The organism is Buttiauxella noackiae ATCC 51607 (assembly GCF_001654865.1).
Lineage (GTDB): Bacteria > Pseudomonadota > Gammaproteobacteria > Enterobacterales > Enterobacteriaceae > Buttiauxella > Buttiauxella noackiae.
Window position 1 is genome coordinate 1 of record NZ_LXEO01000032.1, and the last position, 23,905, is coordinate 23,905.

The window sequence follows — 23,905 nt, forward strand, 5'->3', positions numbered from 1 at the left end:
AAATGAACTGAGGGTTTTTTATTTCCCTTCATAACAGCGAATTTATGCTGCCCACTCTTCGGTTGTGAAAACAGAACTTATGGCATTCTATACTCTGAAGACAGGCCACTAAGCAGATAGAATTGTGACCAGGAGAGATTAAATGATACATGTCTTTGGCCATTTAAATCCGGACAGCGATACCGTCTGCACGGCCTATGTAGCTGCGCGTTGGCTAACGATTAAAGGGCAGCATGCTCAGGCGTTTCGCCTCGGCGAGTTAAATAGAGAAACAGCCTATATTTTCCACCATGCTGACCTGACGCCCCCACCACTGCTTAATGATTCTCTTGCTGGCAAAGATGTCTGGCTGGTTGATTTCACCGAACCCGCACAAGGACCGGCCACGCTCAATGAAAGCAATATCGTTGGAATTATCGACCACCACCGTCTTGGCGGCCTGATCACTCAACTCCCTCCTGAAGTCTGGATTAAACCTGTCGGCAGCAGTGCAACATTATTATGGCAGTTGATGACCCCAGCTCATCGCCGTGAGATCTCCCCTAATGAAGCCATTTTGCTATTGGGCGCAGTGTTAAGTGATACCGTCGCCCTTCGCTCACCGACCACCACTGAAGAAGACCACCAGGCCGTTGATGAGCTCTGTGCTCTCACAAAGGTGGAGCGTGAAGATTTCATTCGTGATTTGCTGACTGCCAAGACAGATATCATCGGTTTGAGCGCGGATGAGTTGCTCAATAAAGACAGTAAAATGTTTGATATTTCGGGGAATAAAGTCCTCGCCGCACAACTCGAACTATATTCTCTTGAGCAAGTAGAGCCGCTTATTGATGAGCTTAAATCGGCGATGGAGCTGCGTGTCACTACATCAGGGGCTGGGTTGGTTGTATTGATGCTGACCGATATCAGCGCTGAGTGTTCAAGACTCTATTTTGCTGGCCCGGCACTTGCTGATAATGCGCCCTGCACCATCGCCGGAATGCTAAGTCGCAAAAAACAGCTGCTACCCTGGTTGCACACGCGACTCAGCCAAACGGCACCATAAAAAAAGCCCATTAAAAAATGGGCTTTAATTTGATGAAGAAACAACAGTTATTAGTGTTACCTAACGACTAATTATTCCCACTCGATAGTTGCTGGCGGTTTACCAGAAATATCGTAAACCACGCGGGAAATACCGTTAACTTCGTTGATGATGCGGTTGGAAACACGGCCAAGGAAATCGTATGGCAGGTGCGCCCAATGTGCGGTCATAAAGTCGATGGTTTCCACAGCACGCAGGGAGACAACCCAGTCATATTTACGGCCATCGCCCATCACGCCAACTGAGCGTACCGGCAAGAACACGGTGAATGCCTGGCTCACTTTGTTGTAGAGATCTGCTTTGTGCAGTTCTTCAATAAAGATCGCATCAGCACGACGCAGCAGGTCGCAATACTCTTTCTTCACTTCACCCAGTACGCGTACGCCTAAACCTGGACCCGGGAACGGGTGGCGGTAAAGCATGTCGTATGGCAGGCCCAGTTCCAGGCCGATTTTGCGCACTTCGTCTTTGAACAGCTCACGCAATGGCTCAACCAGACCCATCTTCATCTCTTTCGGCAAGCCGCCCACGTTGTGGTGAGATTTGATGACGTGTGCTTTACCGGTCGCAGAAGCAGCAGATTCGATAACGTCAGGGTAAATGGTACCCTGCGCCAGCCACTTCACGTCTTCCAGTTTCAGTGCTTCTTCATCGAACACTTCAACGAACACGCGGCCAATGATTTTACGCTTCGCTTCTGGATCGTTCTCGCCCGCTAACGCCGACAGGAAGCGCTCTTCGCCTTTAACGTGAACGATGTTCAGGCCGAAGTGGTCGCCAAACATATCCATAACTTGTTGCGCTTCGTTCAAACGCAGCAGGCCATTGTCTACGAACACGCAGGTCAGACGGTCACCAATCGCACGGTGCAGCAGCATCGCGGTTACGGATGAATCCACACCACCGGACAAGCCAAGAATCACCTTGTCGTTGCCGACTTGCTCACGCAGGCGAACAATCGCATCTTCGATAATTTTTGCCGGAGTCCACAGCGCTTCGCAGCCGCAGATATCCAGAACAAAACGCTCCAGCAGACGCAGGCCCTGGCGGGTATGGGTCACTTCCGGGTGGAACTGCACACCATAGAAACGTTTTTCTTCGTTCGCCATAATCGCAAACGGGCAAGTTTCGGTGCTGGCAACGGTGACGAAATCAGAAGGAATCGCGGTGACTTTATCGCCGTGGCTCATCCAGACATCGAGCAGTGGTTTGCCATCTGCACTCAGAGAGTCTTCAATGCCGCGAACCAGCGCACTGTCAGTTACAACTTCAACCTGCGCATAACCAAACTCACGTTCAGTAGAGGATTCAACGTGGCCGCCAAGCTGCATCGCCATGGTCTGCATGCCGTAGCACACGCCAAATACCGGGACGCCTGCGGTAAAGACATATTCTGGTGCACGCGGGCTGTTCTGCTCAGTGGTACTTTCCGGGCCACCAGAAAGGATGATACCGCTTGGATTAAATTCACGAATCTGTGCTTCCGTGACATCCCATGCCCACAGCTCACAGTAAACACCCAGCTCACGCACTCGGCGCGCAACCAGTTGAGTGTACTGAGAACCGAAATCAAGGATAAGTATGCGATGTTTATGGATATTTTCCGTCATTGACGCTTATTCCGAGGCAAGTGAAACAGATAAAATAAATCGCCCTAAACAGTGGCTCTAAATAATTCGAGTTGCAAAAGGCGGCAAGCTCGAGAATCCCCCAGGAGCTTACATAAGTAAGTGACTGGGGGTGAGCGAGTGCAGCCAACACATTTGCAGCTCGAAGTATGACGAGCAATCAGGTCGAAAAGAATTAAGAACCCATACGGTAGTTCGGGGACTCTTTGGTAATTGTCACGTCGTGAACGTGGCTTTCCTGAATGCCCGCACCGCTGATGCGCACGAATTCCGCTTTGGTACGCAGGTCGTCGATGGTACCACAACCAGTCAGGCCCATGCAGGAGCGCAGGCCACCCATTTGCTGGTGAACGATCTCTTTCAGACGACCTTTGTAAGCCACACGACCTTCGATACCTTCCGGCACCAGTTTGTCGGCGGCGTTGTCAGTCTGGAAATAACGGTCAGAAGAGCCTTTGGACATCGCGCCCAGAGAGCCCATGCCACGGTAGGATTTGAAAGAACGACCCTGGTAAAGTTCGATTTCACCTGGAGATTCTTCAGTCCCTGCCAGCATACCGCCAACCATCACCGCAGATGCACCAGCCGCGATGGCTTTCGCAATATCACCAGAGAAACGGATACCGCCGTCAGCGATTACGGGAATGCCCGTCCCTTCCAGTGCTTCAACAGCATCAGCAACCGCAGTAATTTGCGGAACACCAACACCGGTAACGATACGCGTAGTACAGATTGAACCAGGACCGATACCCACTTTAACCGCGCTCACACCGGCTTCAGCCAAAGCACGTGCACCAGCTGCAGTCGCGACGTTACCACCGATGATTTGCAGGTCAGGATATTTGGCACGGGTTTCACGAATACGTTGCAGAACGCCTTCGGAATGACCATGAGATGAGTCAATCAGTAAAACATCGACACCAGCAGCCACCAGAGCGTCGATACGCTCTTCATTGCCTGCACCTGCGCCAACGGCAGCCCCAACACGCAGACGGCCCTGGTCGTCCTTACAAGCGTTAGGTTTACGTTCTGCTTTCTGGAAGTCTTTTACGGTGATCATGCCGAGCAGATGGAAATTGCTGTCTACAACCAGCGCTTTCTCAACACGTTTTTCGTGCATTTTCGATAACACGACATCACGCGCTTCGCCTTCTTTCACGGTAACCAGACGCTCTTTCGGCGTCATGTACACGCTAACAGGCTGGCTCAGGTCGGTAACGAAACGAATATCACGGCCAGTAATAATACCAACCAGTTCGTTACCTTCAGTCACGACAGGGTAACCCGCAAAGCCGTTACGCTCGGTGAGTTCTTTAATTTCGTGCAAGGTGGTTGTCGGCAGCACGGTCTGTGGGTCAGTAACAACGCCACTTTCGTGTTTTTTCACGCGTTTGACTTCAGAAGCCTGGCGTTCAATCGACATGTTTTTGTGAATGAAACCAAGTCCACCTTCCTGAGCCAATGCAATGGCCAGACGGGCTTCCGTTACGGTATCCATTGCTGCGGACAGCATAGGGATATTCAAACGAATAGTTTTGGTCAGTTGGGTGCTGAGATCGGCCGTGTTAGGCAGAACTGTAGAGTGAGCTGGAACGAGGAGAACGTCATCAAACGTCAGTGCTTCTTTAGCGATTCGTAGCATGGCAATATCTCAACCTGGGGTGAATGAGAACAGATAAAATATTGCCGCGGCATTATACAGAGCGGAATCGATTGCATCCACACTTTTTTCAGAAAACTCCTTGCCAAGTACGATATGGAAGGTACTATCGACCGAATAACTTGCTGATTTAGAGTTTGATCCAGGTCACATGTCAACGATAAATACCCCTTCAATTTTTACTGTCAGCCGCCTGAATCAGACGGTCCGCATGCTGCTGGAACAAGAGATGGGGCAAGTCTGGATCAGCGGCGAAATTTCCAACTTTACCCAACCCTCTTCTGGCCACTGGTACTTCACACTTAAAGACGATACGGCGCAGATTCGCGGGGCAATGTTTCGCAACAGTAATCGTCGCGTCACCTTCCGCCCGCAACACGGGCAGCAGGTTTTGGTGCGCGCCACCATCACGCTTTACGAGCCGCGCGGCGATTACCAGATAATCGTTGAAAGTATGCAGCCTGCCGGTGAAGGGCTGCTGCAACAGCAGTATGAAGAATTAAAACAACGCCTCACCGTTGAAGGTTTGTTCGACCACATTCACAAGCAGTCATTGCCAACGCCTGCGCGCCAGGTTGGGGTTATTACTTCAAAAACTGGTGCTGCTCTGCATGATATTTTGCATGTGCTAAAACGTCGTGATCCCTCGCTGCCAGTGATCATTTACCCGACGGCGGTACAGGGCAACGATGCGCCGATGCAAATTGTTCGCGCCATTGAACTGGCAAACCAGCGCAAAGAGTGTGACGTGCTGATTGTTGGACGCGGAGGCGGTTCGCTTGAAGACTTGTGGAGCTTCAATGATGAGCGTGTAGCACGAGCGATTTTCGCCAGTGCAATTCCGGTCGTTAGCGCCGTAGGCCATGAAACTGACGTCACGATCGCCGATTTTGTGGCAGATGTTCGTGCACCAACGCCATCCGCTGCGGCAGAAATTGTTAGTCGAAATCAGGTCGAACTGCTGCGCCAGATTCAGTCGCACCAACAGCGTATGGAAATGGCGATGGATTACTATCTCGCTCAGCGTACGCAGCGTTTCACTCGTTTATATCACCGCTTACAACAGCAGCATCCGCAGTTGCGTTTGGCGCGCCAGCAAACCACGCTTGAGCGCCTGCAACAGCGCCTGAATGTCGCGATGGATGCAAAGCTGCGCCGTAGCACTCAACTACAGCAACGCCTGATGCAGCGTTTGAATCAACAGCAACCGCAGCCAAGAATTCATCGTGCGCAGACTCGCCTGCAACAGCTTGAATATCGTTTATCGCAGGTTGTTACCGCGCGTCTGAACAGTACTCGTCAACGCTTTGGCACAGCTATCACGCAGCTTGAAGCTGTCAGTCCACTGGCAACTCTCGCTCGTGGCTATAGCGTGACAACGGCGACAGACGGCAAAGTGCTGAAGAAAACCAGACAGGTGCAATCCGGGGATACGCTAACTACGCGTCTTGAAGATGGTTGGGTGGAAAGCCAGGTCACCGGCATTACACCGGTGAAACCTGTTCGCAAGCGTAAAGCTGTAGCAAAAACTTAGAACTTAGTCAGCAACGGGCACGAACTCGACGCGTTTCTTTGAAATCAGCCCGTGGCCGTTCTGGCAGAAATAGTCGACTGCCCCACAGGCTTTTAATACTTCCAGTGGTTTGTGGCAATCCGGGCAGCGCGCTTCCAGGTGAAAATCCTGCTGACATGTTTCGCAGTGCGCACCTGAGCCTATTTGCTGTAGCGGTTGTTCACACACGGGGCATTTAGTTTCCATCATTACTCCTGATAACACTTCTACGAAAGCTTGAGTTGTTGTCTTTGATGATAAAGACAAACATACGAATAAGCATCAATAACGCTCCTTGTCGCGTGTTCCCTCATTTGCTACTTATATTATAAGTATCCATTGAATATCACCGATTTCATCTAAAGGTTTGATAATGAAAAAGCTAACGTTAATAGCACTTGCCTTGCTTCCTCTGGCTTCATTTGCAGCTCCTCCACAAGCATTCAATTTTAGCTGTGGAAAAACAGGCGGCGTATACAGTGATGGTAATGGCGGCGTTTGGGTTGATGGCCAAAAAGCGACGATAAAACAGAGCAGCCCCACCTATTGGGAAGCAACCAGTGGAAAAACGGTTATCAGTATTGCGCGTTCAACAGAAGGTAACCCTGAGATTTCCTTCACGGGCCCGAATCGTACCCATGGGGTCTGTTTAGCCGAGGATGAAGTGAGTTTTGCCCCAACGGCACAGAAGACAACCTCAGCAAAATCAGGTCCATCGTTTTCTTGCGCGGCGGTCACTAAAGACAGTATGGAAGATCTTATCTGCCAAAGCTCCACGCTATCCGCAATGGATCTTAAGTTAACCGAAACCTACAAACAGGCACTGGTAAAATCCCATAATAATTCAACGCTTAAAGCTGAGCAGCGTGGGTGGATTAAGGGAAGAAATGAGTGCTGGAAAGAAGATGATAAAAACGCATGCCTTGCAAACTCTTATCAACAACGTTTGAGTGAGCTGCAAAGTAAGTATGATATCAAGGAATAACGGTTATAAAAAAACCCGGTGTAAAAACCGGGTTTTTCACTTTTCGTAAGCGGTAATCAGCGCGACGAATTATTTACTTTTCTTGATGTGTTTAATCAAACGCTGGCGTTTACGCATCTGGTTCGGCGTCAGGGTGTTACGTTTGTTGGCAAACGGGTTCTCCCCTTCTTTGAACTGAATACGGATTGGCGTACCCATTACATCCAGCGATTTGCGGAAGTAATTCATCAGATAGCGCTTATACGAGTCAGGTAGGTCTTTTACCTGGTTACCGTGAATAACAACGATTGGCGGGTTATAACCACCGGCGTGAGCATATTTCAGCTTAACGCGACGGCCACGTACCAAAGGTGGCTGGTGATCTTCAGCAGCCATTGCCATGATGCGGGTCAACAACGCAGTGCTTACACGGCGTGTTGAGCTGTCATACGCTTCACGAACAGATTCGAAAAGGTTGCCTACTCCGCTACCGTGCAATGCAGAGATGAAATGCACGCGAGCAAAGTCGATGAAACCAAGACGATAATCCAGCGTCTCTTTGACTTGCTCTCTCACTTCGTTGCTCAGGCCATCCCACTTGTTGACCACAATCACCAGTGAGCGCCCACTATTCAGGATAAAGCCAAGCAGGGAAAGATCCTGATCGGAAATACCTTCACGAGCATCAATCACCAGCAACACAACGTTGGCATCTTCAATCGCTTGCAGCGTTTTGATTACCGAGAATTTCTCAACAGTTTCAGTGATTTTGCCACGCTTACGTACACCAGCAGTGTCGATAAGAATGAATTCGCGATCATCACGTTCCATTGGAATATAGATGCTGTCGCGAGTGGTCCCCGGCATGTCGTAGACCACAACGCGATCTTCGCCAAGAATACGGTTAGTAAGCGTTGACTTACCTACGTTCGGACGGCCAACTATCGCCAATTTGATTGGTAGATCCTGAGGATTGAAAGCTTCTTCTTCCTCTTCTTCAATCTCTTCTTCGTCTTCAGTCACAATGCCATTTTTAGCATTGAATGCTGCCCAGTAGGCTGCATCTTCATCAATTTCTTCTTCCGGCTCACGCGGATTTTTTTCGTCAATGAAAGGAATCAGAACGTGTTCAAGGAGGGTTGTCACGCCGCGGCCATGAGAAGCAGCAATCGGGTGAATTTCACCTAAACCCAGAGAGTAGAAATCAATAACCGCCTGGTCTGGGTCCATACCGTCCGTTTTGTTCGCCACCAGGAAGGTAGGCTTCTGACGTGAACGCAGGTGTTTAGCGATAGCTTCATCGGCAGGCATCAGGCCAGCACGCGCATCAACCATAAACAGCACGACGTCGGCTTCTTCAATGGCCAGCAGCGATTGTGCCGCCATATGCGTTTCAACACCGTCTTCCGTACCATCGATACCACCGGTATCAATAGCAATAAATTCGCGACCTTCCACTTCAGCACGACCATACTTGCGGTCGCGAGTCAGCCCCGGGAAATCCGCGACCAGCGCATCTCGGGTACGCGTCAAGCGGTTAAACAACGTGGATTTTCCGACATTAGGGCGCCCGACAAGCGCAACCACAGGTACCATGATTAAAACCTCATAACTCAAAATTCATCTTAAAACGACGTCAAAACACATCGTTTCTAAAAACAGGAAACGGCTCCTGGACTACCGGAACCGTTTCGCACTTAAAATTACTTCAGGCAAATTTAACGCTTGATAGCGTACAACGTACCGTCTTTCGCCTGAATCAACAGCTTGTCGCTGGCAACAACTGGCTCAGTCTGGAAGCCAGAACTGTCCACTTTTTGTTGAGCAACAAAGCGGCCATCATCGGCATTGATCCAGTGCATATACCCTTCGCTGTCACCTACAACCAGATAACCGTTGTACAGAACAGGAGAGGTCAGATTACGGTGCAGCAGATCGCTTTGCGTCCAGAGCGTTACACCGCCATCAGCATTCAGAGCTACAACGCGGTCATTCTGATCGACAAGGAAAATACGGTTTGCATCTACAATGAAGTCGTTTACTGAACCCAACTCACGTTTCCACATCACCTGACCTGAACGCAGATCCAGCGCTGTCAGGTTACCGTTATATGCCAGAGCATAGACCACACCGTTAACAATGACAGGCGTGGTATCAACATCGTTCAGACGGTCAATTTCAGTAGCACCAGTTGCCTGAGAGATACGCTGTTGCCAAATAAGCTGGCCTTGCTTCATTAACACTGCGCTAACGCGACCGTTATCACCACCAACAATCGCGGCACCAAACGCTACTGCTGGTGCAGATTCACCGCGCAGAGAAAGTGCTGGCATATCCAGATTTACGGTCCATTTCACTGCACCGTCAGTTTCATCAAATGCCTGAAGCTGGCCGTTGCTGGTGTGAACCAGAACTAAACCGTCGCTGACTACAGGACGCGAAAGAACTTCGCCTGCAGCTTTGCTTTGCCATGCAATACTACCATCAGAGGTGTTAAGCGCATAAACCTGCGCTTTCTCACTACCAATATATACGTGCGCACCATCAACAGTTACACCACCAGAAAGCAGTGCTGGCAGATTGCTGGAATAGAAGTTTGTCTTTTCAGAAAGATCAACAGACCAGACTTCTTTACCATCATCCGCATTGACGGCTTTAACGGTACCACGGCGATCTGCGGCATAAATATTGCCGTCCTGCCACGCTGGATGCAGATTGGAATAGAAATCACCAATACCGCTACCAACAGAAGTACTCCATGATTTTTCAGGTTCAAACTGGTTTTCAACTGTCGGCAGTGGAGACATCTTTACCACGTCTTCTTCACCGCTAAACAGTGAACAACCGCTGAGCAGCATCAGAGAAATCAGCCCTGGTACAAGTAGTTTACGCAATTGCATCGGGTCCCTCTTAGCTCGACAAATTATTAATTTTCATCTGCATCATTTCGCGCAGGGCTGGAGAAGCATCAGTTTGTGAGCCTTTGCTCCACGCATCGCGTGCACCTTGCTTGTCCCCTTTGCTGAGCAACGCTTCACCGCGCAAATCAGCAACAATCGCTACCCAACCTTCGCCTTTAATGCTGTCGAGGGTTTTCAGCGCCGCATCAGATTGCTTTTGTTGTATTTGAATACGTGCCAGACGTGCGTTGATCAGCGCCTGCAAATTTGCATCGCTGGTGCTGCTCAGGCCTTGCTGCAATTGAGCTGCCGCTTTCGCCAGATCATTGTTATCAGCATATTTCTGCGCAAGTTCCAATGACGCTAAAGCGCCATATGTATTCTTCGTGCTGGCAGCAAATTTCTCTGCAGCACTCAGTGTTGCAGGTTGATCGGCACGCACAGCATCTGTCACAGTTTGATATTCCAGAGAAGAAGCCATCGAGCTTTCAACCTGATGGCTGTTCCAGTAACGCCAACCAACCAGTGCGCCAATACCTAATACGACACCAACCACTAGCGCTTTACCATTTTCAGCAAAGAAGCGTTTTACCGCATCAACCTGTTCGTTATCGTTTTCGTAAATTTCCACGCAGTCCTTCTCCTTAACGATTTATCACTGGGGAAATTAACCCAGTAGCGCCTGCAAATGAGCGACCGCGTTTACTTGCTCAACGGTAGTTTGCTCACCTGTGCGCAGATCCTTCACGACGACCTGACCACTTGCAACTTCGGTTTCGCCCAGCACCAGGGCTACACGTGCGCCCCATTTATCTGCACGGACGAACTGCTTCTTGAAGTTGCCACCGCCATAGTTGGTCATTAGCTTGATAGCCGGGACCTGATCACGTAATTGCTCAGCTAACAGCATCGCTGCCGCTTGCGTTCCCTGACCTGACGATATCAGGTAAATATCGACAACAGATTCTGCTTTAAATTCCGGGTTGATAGCCTGAACCAGTAAAACAAGTCGTTCCAGACCCATGGCGAAGCCTACAGCAGGTGCCGCGCGGCCACCCAGTTGCTCGACCAAACCGTCGTAACGGCCACCCGCGCAAACGGTGCCCTGGGAACCCAGGCTGCTTGTCACCCATTCGAAAACGGTACGGTTGTAGTAATCCAGACCGCGTACCAGGCGCTGATTCACGGTATACGCGATACCGGCAGCATCAAGGTATTGGCACAAACCAGCGAAATGCTCACGGGACTCTTCGTCCAGATAGTCGCCAAGCGTTGGCGCATCATCCAACAGAGCCTGAACTTCAGGATTTTTAGAGTCCAGTACGCGCAATGGGTTGCTGTACATGCGACGCTGGCAATCTTCGTCCAGCTTCTCTTTATGCTGTTCCAGGAACGCGACCAGCGCATCACGGTAGTTAGCACGTGCTTCAAGCGAACCAATTGAATTCAGTTCCAGGCTTACGTGCTGGTCGATACCCAATGCGCGCCACCAGCGTGCAGTCAGCATAATAAGCTCAGCATCAATATCTGGCCCTTGCAGACCAAATACTTCGACACCCAGCTGATTGAACTGGCGGTAACGCCCTTTTTGCGGACGCTCATGTCGGAACATCGGCCCGATGTACCACAAGCGCTGTTCCTGATTGTACAGAAGACCATGTTCGATACCGGCACGCACGCAGCCCGCGGTGCCTTCAGGACGCAGAGTCAGGCTATCGCCGTTGCGGTCCTCAAAGGTATACATCTCTTTTTCAACCACGTCGGTCACTTCACCGATTGCGCGTTTGAATAACGGGGTCTGCTCTACAATCGGCAAACGGATTTCACTGTAACCGTAGCTGCCGAGCACCTGTTTCAGAATGCCTTCAATGCGCTGCCAAATGGCGGTTTCGCCAGGCAGGTAATCGTTCATGCCGCGGATGGCTTGAATGTTTTTTGCCACGTTTATTCTCTACCGAATTTATACAAAAAATGAACCCGAAATCAGACTGTTTGCTGTCACAAAACGTCTGGCGGGTTCAATCATACACGGGAAGCCGAATGCTTCCCATGTTTCGCACTATTTTTCCAACTGCTGGATACTAATCCGCTGCGATTCATCGAGCATGGAAGCCTTGGCACGAATACGCGCTTCCAGCTGCGCAATCATGTTTTCGTTATCCATTCGCTCGCGCTGACGCACACCGTCTTCGTAGAAGCCACTCATCTTGTGGCCACCGGTCACACCTAAAGTGGAAACCAGCGCTTCGCCCGGCCCGTTCACCACACAACCAATAATCGAAACATCCATTGGCGTGATGATATCTTCCAGGCGCTCTTCGAGCGCGTTCACGGTACCGATAACATCGAACTCCTGGCGCGAACACGTTGGGCAGGCGATAAAGTTAATGCCGCGAGCACGGATACGCAAAGATTTCAGAATGTCGAAACCGACCTTGATCTCTTCAACCGGATCGGCAGCCAGTGATACACGCAGCGTGTCACCGATGCCTTCGGAAAGGAGTAAGCCGAGGCCAATCGCTGATTTTACTGAACCGCTACGCATGCCGCCCGCTTCGGTGATCCCGAGATGCAGCGGTTGATCAATTTGCTTAGCCAGTAAACGATAGGATTCAACCGCCAGGAAAACGTCGGAGGCTTTTACGCTCACTTTGAACTGATCAAAGTTGAGACGATCCAGATGATCCACATGACGCATCGCCGATTCTAACAATGCCTGTGGCGTTGGCTCGCCATACTTTTCTTGCAGATCTTTTTCCAGTGATCCGGCGTTAACACCGATACGGATCGGAATGTTTTTGTCCCGGGCACAATCTACAACGGCGCGAATACGCTCTTCGTTGCCAATGTTACCTGGGTTGATGCGTAAGCAATCAACGCCATACTCAGCAACTTTGAGTGCGATGCGATAGTCAAAATGGATATCAGCGACCAACGGAACGTTGACCTGCTGTTTGATGAGCCTGAACGCTTCTGCTGCGTCCATCGTTGGCACGGATATACGAACGATATCTGCCCCAACTCTTTCTAAGGCTCGAATCTGGTTAACAGTAGCTTCAACATCCGTAGTACGGGTGTTGGTCATAGACTGAACGGCGATCGGTGCCCCGTCGCCGATTGGCACATTCCCGACGTAGATCCGTTTAGATTTTCTACGTTGAATTGGGGCTTCATTATGCATTACAAATCTCCACAATTACGCGTCATGCTGGCTGCAATTATTCAGCACTTACTGTCAGACGTGCAACCTGGCTAGTTCTGATAAAGCGACTCAAATCGACAGGTTTACCCTGGAATTGAATCTGAACCGCAGCGGGAGCACCAATTTTCAATTTGTACGGTGCCTGACCGGCTAAATTCAAATTGCCATCTTTACGCTGCATACCGCTAAACAATTTCTTGCCGGTTGCATCAGTCACTTCAAGCCAGCAATCGGCGTTAAAGTTCATTACTAACGCATTCGGGTCAGCTGCAGGTGCAGTAGCCACAGCCGCCTGATCGGTAGGGAGGAGTGCGGCATTTTGCGCCGGAGTTGCTGGTGTAGCAGTGGCTTGCGCATTATCTACAGGTGCCTGGCTTGGTGCCACTACTGCGGAAGAATCCGCTGTAGTGGTTTGCTGAGCCGTTGCTGCTGGAGCCTGATTTGATGCTGAGTCAGTCACTGGCGCAGGCTGCGATACCGTTGGAGTCTGCACAGGTTGCTGTGCAGAAGTATCAGAAGTAGATGAATCGCTGGTAGTTAACGGTACTGACTGGGAGTTGCTATTGCTGGCAGAAAGTTCAGCTGAAGATTGATCGGCCATTGTCGAGATCTCTTCCTGCTGCGCTTTGTGGTTTTGCCACCACCACGCACCTGTCAGGCCGACAACGACAAACAAAACAAGCCAGGTGAAGCTCATCAGCCAACCGTCACGTTTCTTACGGCGTTTCCCCAGTGAAAAACTTTGCATCGGAGCCACTTTAGCAGCTCTGATAGGTGCCTGTTTTTCCATCATTGGCAACAGTTCTTCTTCCGGAATACGCACAAGACGCGCATAAGAACGGATATAACCACGCAGGAAGGTAGACGCTAACTCGGCAGGCGCCTTGTCATCTTCAATATCCCGAACGGTAGAAACTTTCAGGCACAAGCGTTCGGCCACTGCTTGTTGGCTAAGACCGAGTTCTTCACGGGCAACACGTAAACGTTCACCCGTGGTTTTTGCTGCATTTGATTCGTGAGTGGCTTCAGTATTCATTAGCTACAATTGCTGGGACTGTTCGATTAAGGAATTAGGCAGGAGTCCTGGAGCACCGCGTTTCCGCTTCACCACGCTCTCCCGCTTCGCGAAACAAATCTGTGTTCTGGAGAGTAAACTCCAGACAACATAACATTTAGCTCAAACTACTTGTTCACATAAACATGCTGCATTGTGTGAACGACTTAATCACTGATGAGTTAACCATAGACATCATTTTTAATGTTGTCAGTCAATTGCGACCAGCGATGATTTAATAGATGCGCCTAAACTATTGTTGTACCGTTACATACTGCCTTAAAGCACGGTGAAACGCACCGTAATTATTAATCTTAAAGTCACTAGCCAAACTTGCATAACTGCCAGATATCACTATGTGTTTTTTGAACCCCGCAGCATCACTGCCACAGGGTTCTTATCTGACGAACGCAATAGTTTATCAGACTGCTTTAACATCAATAGGTTCACCCTGCATACGTTTACGCAACGTACGCTTGGTGCGGTCAATCACTTCGCCAGCCAGCTGACCACAAGCCGCGTCAATATCATCGCCACGCGTTTTACGCACGATGGTAGTGAAGCCGTAACTCATTAATACTTTTGAGAAACGGTCGATACGGCTGTTGGAGCTACGGCCATATGGCGCCCCCGGGAACGGGTTCCATGGGATCAAGTTAATCTTACATGGCGTATCTTTCAGGCATTCTGCCAATTGATGCGCATGCTCTGTACCATCGTTGACGTGATCCAGCAGAACGTATTCCACAGTGACACGACCCTGATTGGCGTTGGATTTCTCCAGATAACGACGCACAGAGGACAGGAAAGTCTCGATGTTGTACTTTTTGTTGATCGGCATGATCTGGTCGCGAATTTCGTCGGTCGGTGCATGCAGAGAAATAGCCAATGCCACATCAATCATGTCGCCCAACTTATCCAGCGCTGGAACCACACCAGAAGTAGAAAGGGTAACGCGACGTTTGGAAAGCCCGAAACCAAAGTCATCAAGCATGATTTCCATTGCCGGAACCACGTTGTTGAGATTCAGCAGCGGTTCACCCATGCCCATCATAACTACGTTAGTGATAGGACGTACGCCGGTTTTCTTTTGCGCGCCGATAATTTTCGCCGCACGCCATACCTGACCGATGATTTCAGAAACACGCAGGTTACGGTTGAAACCTTGTTGGGCTGTTGAGCAGAATTTACATTCCAGAGCACATCCAACCTGCGAGGAAACGCACAGTGTGGCGCGGTCTTCTTCGGGGATGTATACCGTTTCAACAAGCTGGTCAGCGATGCGGATCGCCCATTTAATGGTGCCATCGGCAGAACGCTGTTCTTCGGCAACTTCAGGAGCGCGGATTTCAGCGACTTCTTTAAGTCTGTTACGCAGAACTTTGTTGATATCAGTCATTTCATCGAAGTCATCACTGCAATAGTGATACATCCATTTCATGACCTGATCGGCGCGGAAGGGTTTTTCGCCCATTTCGGCAAAAAACTCACGCAGTTGCTGGCGGTTAAGGTCCAACAGGTTAATTTTTTCGGACTTGCTGGAAACGACTGAAACTGGTGTCTCAGGAGTGACAATTTGCTCTGACATAATTTCTTCCGGCCTCGTTGTTACACGTTACGGCCCCAGGTGGGTTAAAAAGATACGCCCCGAAGAGCAGGCTCATCCGGGGCGTAGCATTGTACAAATTCTATGGCACAGAAGCCATGGCTGAAAGCGACGTACAGACAAATAAAATGTAACTGTCGCTTAACAGTTAATACTTATTAGCGAGTGCGTGGGCAAACTTCGCCTTCAGCGAAGAAATAAGCAATTTCACGGGCAGCAGATTCAACAGAATCAGAACCGTGAGTGCCGTTTTCGGTGAAGCTGTCAGCGTAATCTGCACGCAAAGTACCAGCCAAAGCATTTGCCGGGTTGGTTGCACCCAGGATGTCACGGTGACGCTGAACGGCATTTTCGCCTTCCAGTACGCTAACCATGATTGGGCCGGAAGTCATGAACGCAACCAGACCATCGAAGAAAGGCTTGCCTTCGTGCTCAGCATAGAAACCCTGAGCTTGTTCAGAAGTCAGGTGCAGCATTTTCGCGCCAACAATCTTAAACCCTGCGGATTCAAAACGAGCATAAATATTACCAATAACGTTTTTTGCCACCGCGTTTGGTTTGATGATGGAAAAAGTACGTTCAATAGCCATGATTACCTCTGTGTCTGTTCTGTTTGCCCGGCCCCTGAAGGGATAACCGGTTATGATTTGGCGCCGATTATAATGAGCAAGTCTCGCGTTGCCTATGGATGAAGGTAACATTTTTTTAAAATAAGATGAATATCGGCAACATTTTAATGCAAACGCCTAAAAATTAGACTAGCGCTCTACTGCAATACGAAATGAGCGGCGGCAATCTGCCCAGCTTCATCTAGAACCAAAACCTGGTACGCTCCCGGTTTATCAAGATTTAGAGCGATTCCGCTACTCTTTCCGCTAATCGGTTCACCGTTTAAAAACCACCAGCGATCGCCCAGGCCTCCCTGAACACTTAAACGAAGCGGTAAGCGCAACTCACCGGGAGGACGCTTCAAAATAGCGCCCTCGCGGACCCCTAACAACAATAAAGGCGTAACTTCATCTTTCTGCTGGGGTGGACATTGCTCTGACACTTCCGGCAAACGAGCCACTCGCCTCTCATTCATTGGTAACCATGGTTCAAGCGGCAGCGGCCACAAAGAGATAATCTGCTGCCTGGCTCCCGAGCAATCAGCAGCAACGCGTTTTCCTTGTTCATCTAACCAGACGACCTTTCTTAACCCCTGAACCCCTTCCTGGCCCGGTGCTTCAAGCGTGGGCGGCTCGCTATTATCGAGTAACCAGCCCGTTAATCTGCGCCGGCAGTTACTGTCCCCGGCTGGCAAATTCTGCCCACCCGGCCAGCAGATTTGCCCTTCGGAAACAGAAGGTGGACGAGGATCTACGGGTAGCCGTGCCTGCTGCACCGCAGAACTGGCTTGCAGTAAGTTATTAACTTGATTAAGCAACGGTACAGCACTGCCTAAACCAAACTGCCCGGCAACCGGTGTGCTATCCGGGCGCCCTGTCCAGATACCAATCAAATAACGTGGGTTAATTCCAACGGCCCATGCGTCGCGATATCCATAACTGGTGCCGGTTTTCCAGGCCAACGGCACAACGGCTGGCAATGTGGCATCGGGCTGCGGCTGCGCCTCTCCCGCCAGAATGCGGCGAATAATCCAGGCTGCACCAGCCGACATCAATGGGCGTTCGACTAATGGTTGATCTGGCTGCAAACGTAACTGCGCGGCTCGACCATGGCGAGCAAAAGCACTATATGCAGCGACAATCTGATCAAGACGCGCACCACCGCCGCCAAGAATCAGCGAGAGATTAGGTTCACTGCCTTGCGGGAACCGCAAATCCAGACCAATGTTTCGCAATTGTGCGGCAAAACGTTTAGGGCCGTACGCTTCAAGTACCTGAACCGCCGGAAGATTGAGCGAACGCACCAGCGCTTCACTCATACTCACCGGGCCATGAAAACCGGTATCAAAATTCCCGGGGCGGTAATCACCAAAGCGGCGTGGCACATCCTGTAATAACGATGTTGCATGAATCAGCCCATCATCCAGCGCCAGGCCGTAAACAAAGGGTTTCAGCACCGATCCGGGCGAACGAATTGCAGTGACCATATCAACGTGCCCGAAACGGCTTTGATCGTTGATATCGGCTGAACCAACCCAGCCACGCACTTCCATCGTGGTGTGATCGACGACCAGTATCGCCATTGATGAGCGAGGCGGGAGCTGAGCTTTCCAGTTCAGTGCCAGTTCTTCAAGTTGGCGCTGCAATGGCGCATCGAGCGTTGTCGTTATTTTCTGATCTTTGCTGCGGTTCACCAGATAGCGTGAAAGCAACGGAGCCAATTGCGGCATTTGTCGTGGCGCCAGCCATACCGGTTCTTCGAGAGATTCTTTGACCTGCTGTGGCTCCCAGACAGCTTGCTCGGCCATACGCAGGAGAACTTTGTTACGTGCGGCTTGAGCCCGCTCAGGCCAGCGGTCCGGGCGCAAACGGCTTGGCGCTTGCGGAAGAACCGCCAGTAAAGCGGCTTCAGCATAACTCAGGTGTTGCGGGGACTTTCCGAGGTAAACCCAACTGGCTGCCCCCACGCCCTGTAACGTCCCGCCAAAGGGTGCGCGGTTAAGGTAGAGCGTGAGGATTTGTTCTTTCGATAGATGCCATTCGAGTTGCAAAGCGCGCCAAACCTGGCGGATTTTCCCCCCTAATGTGCGAGGGTGCGGGTCAAGTAAGCGGGCGACCTGCATCGTCAAGGTACTGCCACCGGAAATCACTTTTCCGCTAAGCAAATCTTGCCCAGCGGCACGCAATATCGATAGAGGATTAATTCCCGGATGATCCCAGAACCAGCGATCTTCATAGTTGATTAAGGCTTCGAGATAACGAGGTGAAACGTCGTTTAACGTAACCGGATAGCGCCAGATCCCGTTCTCATCAGCGAAACGCCATAAGGGGGTGCCATCAGCCGCGACGACAACTCGTGCGGGATTCGCCTGAGAAAGCGGCAGCGGCCAAAGCCTGTCTGCCAGCCAAATCCCCAGACATAAAATAATTGGCAGTGCCACCAGAAAATAGCGGCGCCGCCAGCGAAATGGCTTAAGCATTTTGCCTTGCCAGTTATGGATGAACAGTCAGCATGCCGGTGCTGGTTCCTGTTGCCCGCCACTGCGGTACATACATCGACTCCACTTGCGAAACCGGCACGTTATAAGAGCCCGGAGTCACTGCGCGAGCAAGGTAAACCAGGGTCGCATGCTGCCCTTCATTGAGCGGCACCGCGGCAACAAACCGATCGTCACGGAACTCCATATGCTGGATATCTGCCTGCTGCATCTGGTTTAACAAACCCTGAACCTGGCTATCACTGTCACTTAGGCTGGCACTGCTTTCTGAAAGGTTCTGGTTTTCCAACTCAAGTCCGGCAGGCAGCAAATCAACGACCAGTGCATCAGGCACATTTTTATCTGCCCATACATCCAGCCAGACCATCACTAACTCACCACTTTTCAATTCTGACAACGACTTGCTGTTGCCTTTCGCATCAAGGAAATGGCGCTCGATGTGCAATACGTTGCTGTAAGGTGCTGGAGCCTGCTGCGGATAACCAACCGTATCTAATCGAAGATAGAGATTACCTGTCCCGGTATTAGTAATCTGTAGGCCTGCGAGTTGTTCAGCAGACAAATTACGTGTCACTGATTGAGTACCCGATAATGACCCCGTTGCAAAAGAAACCTGTGACTGCCAATCCCCTTTCGCCGTTTGCCAGTTGCGTCCTGCCAGGAACAACGCATTACTTTCCTGCGTAGAAAGCCAGCGCTGTGTGTATGCAAGATTAGAGAGATCCATCAGCAATTGATTCTGCTGTTCTGGAAGCAATTTGTTCTCTTCCAGCAGGCTCAGCATCATCGCTTTATCACGCAACTCACTACCATAATCGGCCATCCAGATACGTTCGTCGCTACGACTGGTTTGCAAACCTAACTTGATAGCTTCGTCACCTCTTGGTGCATCCCCCATCAACTTCAATGCCACACCAAGTTGTACCAGCGGTAAGCCAGCACGAGCGCTGCTATGGCGCAACCATAGTTCACGCAAGGCACCCAATGGCGCTTTTTGCTGACGAGCCAACACCTGAGCGGCGTACGCTTGAACAGCAAATTTACTGGCAGCAGCATCGTCGCTGTAGCGTAAAGCGATAACACCTGAATCCTGGAGATAACGTTGCAGGCGTTGGTTAGCTTTATTTAGCGAATCAGTATTAACGCTATAACCTTGCTCACTCGCACGAATGAGGAAATCAGTCACATAAGCTGTAAGCCAGTATTCTTCTGGCCCTTCTTTGTCCCATAGACTGAAACTGCCATTGTCGCGTTGCATATCCAGCAGGCGAGTAATCCCCAGGTCGATTGCAGCGCGGCGCTGTTCATCGCTGGTTCCTGTAATGCCCAGAGCAGCTAACTGTGCCTGGTTGGTATAAAGCGACGGGAACAACCCGCTGGTCGTCTGTTCAAGGCAGCCATATGGATAGGCTTTCAGTTCTCGGATATAGCGAGCGAGGTTTAACGGCGGCCGACCACTCAATAGCACCTGGCCTTCAAGTGTTGCAGGCGCCAGGCCGGAAATATGCTGCGGAGGAATATCCCACACTTCACCAGCCGCAAGCACCACACCACTATTGATGTTTTGCGCTGGGAACGGAGGACGCACACCTAATTTCCACTGTTTTTGCTGTGTGGCAAATGTTTCGCCAGGCAAGTTAAGCCCGCTAATTTGTGCAGTTAGCTCACCATCACCGAAGCCACTCAACGCGCGAACCGGAATAAACACTGTTTTGCGCGCTCCCGGTAACAGCGTAACGGTTTGTAAGGGAGCTGAATCCAGAGCCAGCAAACCTGTGGTTTTTAGGTTAATGCTCAGTTGCTGAGATTGATCAGTCAGGTTCGTGAGATCCATCGCCAGGCGGCTGCTGTCCCCACTGGCCATAAAGCGTGGTGCTGCAAGTTCAGTAACTAACGGAGCCGCAACAACAACTTTTTCTTCACTACTACCAAAATGGTCTTCGGTCCAGGCTTGGGCCATCACCTGTAGCTCACCATTAAAATCACCAATAGGGAGTGTAACCGTGCCCTCACCCTTTTCATCCAGCTGTACCGGTTGAGCTTGCTGAGCAATGATAGTGACATGGTTTACCGGCTTTTTACCGCCACGGCTTAACTCGTCACCTTCATCGCCATCACCACCAAAACGTAAAGCGGCAAGCCGCCCTTCACCCTCAATGACCTGGCCATAGATATCGTATAAATCCGCTCCATAACGTTTACGGCCAAAGAAGGCTTCCCACGGATCCGGGGTTTTGTAGTCGGTAATGTTCAGCACGCCACTATCAACAGCGGAAACCAGCACATGAATTTGCTTTGGTATTTCACCGTTAATCGGCTTGGTTTTTACTTTTACCGTGAGGTTTTGATTCGGACGCATTTTGGCTGGTGCTTCTAAAGAAAGCGCCAGTCTGCGGCTTTCGTCTCCCAGTGGTAGATGCAAAATCCCAACAGAACGTTTTGGCGTGGAGGCCCGACTCTTATCTCCAGGTCGAATAACAAGCGTGCTGAGATACAGATCATGCCGCTGCCAGCTTTTATCAACCGGAATAGCGATATCCAGACCTTTCTCCGGAACATCAATTTCTTTCCACCACAGCGGACCATCACTGGATTCAACCATTGCATAGCCTTTGCCAGCCGCCGGGGCAGAAATATGCAGATTGATGGTGTCACCAGGCTTGTAACTCGGTTTATCAATTTTCAGTGTTACACGGTCAGGGCGCACAACCCCCTCTCCATCGCTGTTGTCCTGCCAGCTGTAGCCTGCCCAAAAACGAATGCTGCTGACGATATTGGTATCAGGGTCGCGAACTTCCAGACGGTAGGAACCCCACTCAACCGGGAAAGCCACTTTGCCCGTTTCACCAGCAGCAAGATCCAACTTTTGTTCAGCCTCTACGAGATCTTTCTGATCGTATTGCGACTGCCAGCCTTGCCCCTCTTCCCAGTTCCAGAAGTAATCTCGACGTTCACGAATTAAACGCACATCAAGGCCAGAAACCGCAAGTTTCTCGCCTTTAGCATTGGCATAAACAATATCAAAACCTGCGTTCGTATCCTCATCGACAATCGGTTGGGTTCGTGTGCTGTCAGTGCGGTAATCGTAGATTTCTTTACTGGCAAATTGAGGACGAATACCCGGCAGCGTTTCGGCAGGCCAAATAGCTTGCTCAGCACGGCGTGTTACCGGACGGCCACCTGATTCCAGCAAGCTTGCTTGCAATACCAACCTTAATGGAGAGTGAATATCTGCCCATTGGCTGTCTGTACTTACTGTTGTTTTGCCTTGTTCATCAAGCTGAAGCTGAACCTCATCAAGATTTCGTGTGAGGTTTTCCTCGTTAATATCGCCAAACTGGAAGCCAGGTAAGGCCGATACAGCATCACGTAATGGACGAAGGAACAATTGCCCCTGCAAGCTATTTCCGGAAGCAGGTGCACCATACAGATAACGCCCGGCAACCTGGAAACTCACGGGCTCATCAGGGCCAACGGATTGTGATTGGTTCGTGATGTTGAGCGCCATACGTTCCGGCATGAAGTCTTCAACTTTAAAAGTCCAGATACGTGGCTGGTTATCACCCGTATTTACACGCACTTGCCAGTTGCCCGTTTGAACATCCTGATTCAGCGGATAACTGAACTGATATAAGCCATTTTCTGGTTGCCAGACCTGCGTTCTGGCAACCTGACCATCAGGTTTTACAACTTCCAGTTTTACTGGCTGTGCTGGTAATACCTTCCCGTCACTATCACGTAACAATGCATTCAGAAGCACGGTTTCCCCAGGGCGGTAGAGATCCCTTGGGCCAAACATAAACAGCTCCTTACTGAAACCGGGTTCTCCAGCAATATTAAACTCGGCTAGATCCAGCGCCGGGCGGTTTAAGTCCAGCATCGTAGTCTGCTCGCTTGTTCTCGCCAGCAACAACGTGCCTTTTTCTATTTTTTCAAGCACCGCATGACCATCGCCATCGCTCTTAGTCTGTGCCACCGTTTGCCCTTTTTCGTCAAGCAACGTGATGTCGACACTCGACTGCGCAGCGCCGTTTTCAAGACTTTGAGTAAATACATCCAGGCGGTCATGGTAGCGGTGAGCTGACACCCCGATATCACTCAAAGTAAACAACGTCGCCGCGTTGCTGTAACTGTAATGGCCTGCCTGATTCATAATGGCGATATAAACGCCAGGCTGCTGTAGCGGCTTAATCTCACCTAACGGTAGCAATAATTTTTCGCGGGTATTACGCGCAGGATTAAGATCGAACCTGCCGCTATAAACTAAATCAGCAAGTTTTAATAAATTGTCCGATTCCCAATTAGAAACTGAGTTTCGGTATTGCCACTGACTAATAAAGGAACCTAGTGATTCACTTTTTATGCGGTAGAAATTGACATCAATTTTATCGACATTGAGCGCCATAACCGGCAAGCCAGCGATCACTTTGGTCGGAAGCAGTGACCCTCGGCTGGCAAAACCAACACTCGGTTGAATATCTCGTGTCGAAATTTGCTTCTCAAAAGTACTGTCGAATATTGCTTTATTGAGTGCAAGAAGCCCACTATCAACGGTCAGAATCAGTTCACGCTTTGGCTCGAGATGGCGTAAACGCAATTCTTTGAGGTCGCCTGAAAGCTCCCACGCACCATCAACTTTCCCGCTGGTTTTATCGACTAAATGCACCACCCGGGAGAAATCCTGGTTGGGATCTAAGGGAATAGAAAATGTGAGGACCAACGTGCTCGCGCCATCAAGTTGTACTTCAGAGGCATCCAGCAATTTCAGCGGTTTACCCGCAGAATCCTTGGCCAGTTTTTCGAGCTGCGAGGCATCAGGCTTAACAGAGGCTGCAACCTGTTGCTGAGTCGATGTTTCGCTCTTCGCCACCGGTTTGGGTTTGTCATTATTGTCACAGCCCGCAAGCGCCAATGCAGCCATCAGCGTCGCTGCCAGTCCTACCAGACGAATTGATCTCATTTTTATCCCTGGCCCATAAGGCCCATTAAATCACCAAGTTCTAGAACTATTATGCGGGTTCATCAGAAAAACGAAAGTATCCAAATTCTGCAATGCGTATTCGCTCGCAAAGGGAAGCTGGCATCGTGCAACGGTTTCATCAGCGTGTCGTTTCAAAGTGCAAGCGCGATCACAGCCTGAAAGGTTACA

16 protein-coding genes are annotated in these 23,905 nt (G+C 50.3%); 3 read left to right on the top strand and 13 right to left on the bottom strand.

Features of this window, described 5'->3' with window-relative positions:
- The first annotated feature begins 142 nt into the window (after window positions 1-142).
- Complete coding sequence (locus M979_RS11910) at window positions 143-1,045, top strand: manganese-dependent inorganic pyrophosphatase (protein WP_064555053.1); 903 nt, start codon at window positions 143-145, stop codon at window positions 1,043-1,045.
- Between the two features lie 71 nt (window positions 1,046-1,116).
- On the opposite strand, the gene guaA is transcribed toward M979_RS11910, so the two are convergent.
- Both guaA and guaB read right to left on the bottom strand, forming a co-directional pair.
- Window positions 1,117-2,694 (bottom strand): glutamine-hydrolyzing GMP synthase, encoded by a 1,578-nt coding sequence (gene guaA / locus M979_RS11915; protein WP_034459162.1) that lies wholly within the window; start codon window positions 2,692-2,694, stop codon window positions 1,117-1,119.
- 193 nt (window positions 2,695-2,887) lie between these two features.
- A complete protein-coding gene (gene guaB / locus M979_RS11920; protein ID WP_034459164.1) occupies window positions 2,888-4,354 on the bottom strand; it encodes an IMP dehydrogenase in 1,467 nt (488 codons plus the stop codon).
- 169 nt (window positions 4,355-4,523) lie between these two features.
- On the opposite strand from guaB, the gene xseA reads away from it, so the two are divergent.
- Complete coding sequence (gene xseA / locus M979_RS11925; protein WP_064555054.1) at window positions 4,524-5,906, top strand: exodeoxyribonuclease VII large subunit; 1,383 nt, start codon at window positions 4,524-4,526, stop codon at window positions 5,904-5,906.
- Between the two features lie 3 nt (window positions 5,907-5,909).
- Here the strand turns inward: xseA and M979_RS11930 are convergent, their stop codons facing one another.
- Window positions 5,910-6,131 (bottom strand): zinc ribbon domain-containing protein, encoded by a 222-nt coding sequence (locus M979_RS11930; RefSeq protein WP_064555055.1) that lies wholly within the window; start codon window positions 6,129-6,131, stop codon window positions 5,910-5,912.
- Window positions 6,132-6,297: 166 nt separating this feature from the next.
- On the opposite strand from M979_RS11930, the gene M979_RS11935 reads away from it, so the two are divergent.
- The gene (locus M979_RS11935) at window positions 6,298-6,909 is read left to right on the top strand and encodes a lysozyme inhibitor LprI family protein (RefSeq protein ID WP_064555056.1); all 612 of its coding nucleotides are present in this window, start codon (window positions 6,298-6,300) and stop codon (window positions 6,907-6,909) included.
- Between the two features lie 69 nt (window positions 6,910-6,978).
- Here the strand turns inward: M979_RS11935 and der are convergent, their stop codons facing one another.
- The 10 genes from der to M979_RS11985 all read right to left on the bottom strand — a co-directional run bounded on the left by der (window position 6,979) and on the right by M979_RS11985 (window position 23,716).
- Window positions 6,979-8,484: a ribosome biogenesis GTPase Der gene (gene der / locus M979_RS11940; RefSeq protein WP_034459172.1), complete on the bottom strand. Its 1,506-nt coding sequence runs from the start codon at window positions 8,482-8,484 to the stop codon at window positions 6,979-6,981.
- 122 nt (window positions 8,485-8,606) lie between these two features.
- A complete protein-coding gene (gene bamB / locus M979_RS11945; RefSeq protein ID WP_064555057.1) occupies window positions 8,607-9,788 on the bottom strand; it encodes an outer membrane protein assembly factor BamB in 1,182 nt (393 codons plus the stop codon).
- Between the two features lie 10 nt (window positions 9,789-9,798).
- The gene (locus M979_RS11950) at window positions 9,799-10,419 is read right to left on the bottom strand and encodes a YfgM family protein (protein WP_034459176.1); all 621 of its coding nucleotides are present in this window, start codon (window positions 10,417-10,419) and stop codon (window positions 9,799-9,801) included.
- Between the two features lie 36 nt (window positions 10,420-10,455).
- Window positions 10,456-11,730: a histidine--tRNA ligase gene (gene hisS, locus M979_RS11955; RefSeq protein WP_064555058.1), complete on the bottom strand. Its 1,275-nt coding sequence runs from the start codon at window positions 11,728-11,730 to the stop codon at window positions 10,456-10,458.
- Window positions 11,731-11,847: 117 nt separating this feature from the next.
- The gene (gene ispG / locus M979_RS11960) at window positions 11,848-12,969 is read right to left on the bottom strand and encodes a flavodoxin-dependent (E)-4-hydroxy-3-methylbut-2-enyl-diphosphate synthase (RefSeq protein ID WP_034459180.1); all 1,122 of its coding nucleotides are present in this window, start codon (window positions 12,967-12,969) and stop codon (window positions 11,848-11,850) included.
- Between the two features lie 37 nt (window positions 12,970-13,006).
- Window positions 13,007-14,026, bottom strand: coding sequence for a cytoskeleton protein RodZ (rodZ, locus tag M979_RS11965; RefSeq protein WP_064555059.1), 1,020 nt, complete (start codon window positions 14,024-14,026; stop codon window positions 13,007-13,009).
- A 439-nt stretch (window positions 14,027-14,465) separates the two neighbouring features.
- A complete protein-coding gene (rlmN, locus tag M979_RS11970; protein ID WP_034459184.1) occupies window positions 14,466-15,632 on the bottom strand; it encodes a dual-specificity RNA methyltransferase RlmN in 1,167 nt (388 codons plus the stop codon).
- Between the two features lie 176 nt (window positions 15,633-15,808).
- Window positions 15,809-16,240: a nucleoside-diphosphate kinase gene (gene ndk, locus M979_RS11975; protein ID WP_034459186.1), complete on the bottom strand. Its 432-nt coding sequence runs from the start codon at window positions 16,238-16,240 to the stop codon at window positions 15,809-15,811.
- A gap of 176 nt (window positions 16,241-16,416) precedes the next feature.
- The gene (pbpC, locus tag M979_RS11980) at window positions 16,417-18,738 is read right to left on the bottom strand and encodes a peptidoglycan glycosyltransferase PbpC (protein ID WP_064555060.1); all 2,322 of its coding nucleotides are present in this window, start codon (window positions 18,736-18,738) and stop codon (window positions 16,417-16,419) included.
- A 13-nt stretch (window positions 18,739-18,751) separates the two neighbouring features.
- Window positions 18,752-23,716, bottom strand: a complete 4,965-nt coding sequence (locus tag M979_RS11985) for an alpha-2-macroglobulin family protein (protein WP_064555061.1) — start codon at window positions 23,714-23,716, stop codon at window positions 18,752-18,754.
- Window positions 23,717-23,905 lie beyond the last annotated feature (189 nt).

Coding starts and splice junctions, on each gene's coding strand:
- M979_RS11910 (WP_064555053.1), top strand. CDS start 143: ATGATACATGTCTTTGGCCATTTAAATCCGGACAGCGATACCGTCTGC.
- M979_RS11930 (WP_064555055.1), bottom strand. CDS start 6,131: ATGGAAACTAAATGCCCCGTGTGTGAACAACCGCTACAGCAAATAGGC.
- pbpC (WP_064555060.1), bottom strand. CDS start 18,738: ATGCTTAAGCCATTTCGCTGGCGGCGCCGCTATTTTCTGGTGGCACTG.
- der (WP_034459172.1), bottom strand. CDS start 8,484: ATGGTACCTGTGGTTGCGCTTGTCGGGCGCCCTAATGTCGGAAAATCC.
- guaA (WP_034459162.1), bottom strand. CDS start 2,694: ATGACGGAAAATATCCATAAACATCGCATACTTATCCTTGATTTCGGT.
- guaB (WP_034459164.1), bottom strand. CDS start 4,354: ATGCTACGAATCGCTAAAGAAGCACTGACGTTTGATGACGTTCTCCTC.
- xseA (WP_064555054.1), top strand. CDS start 4,524: ATGTCAACGATAAATACCCCTTCAATTTTTACTGTCAGCCGCCTGAAT.
- M979_RS11935 (WP_064555056.1), top strand. CDS start 6,298: ATGAAAAAGCTAACGTTAATAGCACTTGCCTTGCTTCCTCTGGCTTCA.
- rodZ (WP_064555059.1), bottom strand. CDS start 14,026: ATGAATACTGAAGCCACTCACGAATCAAATGCAGCAAAAACCACGGGT.
- ispG (WP_034459180.1), bottom strand. CDS start 12,969: ATGCATAATGAAGCCCCAATTCAACGTAGAAAATCTAAACGGATCTAC.
- rlmN (WP_034459184.1), bottom strand. CDS start 15,632: ATGTCAGAGCAAATTGTCACTCCTGAGACACCAGTTTCAGTCGTTTCC.
- ndk (WP_034459186.1), bottom strand. CDS start 16,240: ATGGCTATTGAACGTACTTTTTCCATCATCAAACCAAACGCGGTGGCA.
- bamB (WP_064555057.1), bottom strand. CDS start 9,788: ATGCAATTGCGTAAACTACTTGTACCAGGGCTGATTTCTCTGATGCTG.
- M979_RS11985 (WP_064555061.1), bottom strand. CDS start 23,716: ATGAGATCAATTCGTCTGGTAGGACTGGCAGCGACGCTGATGGCTGCA.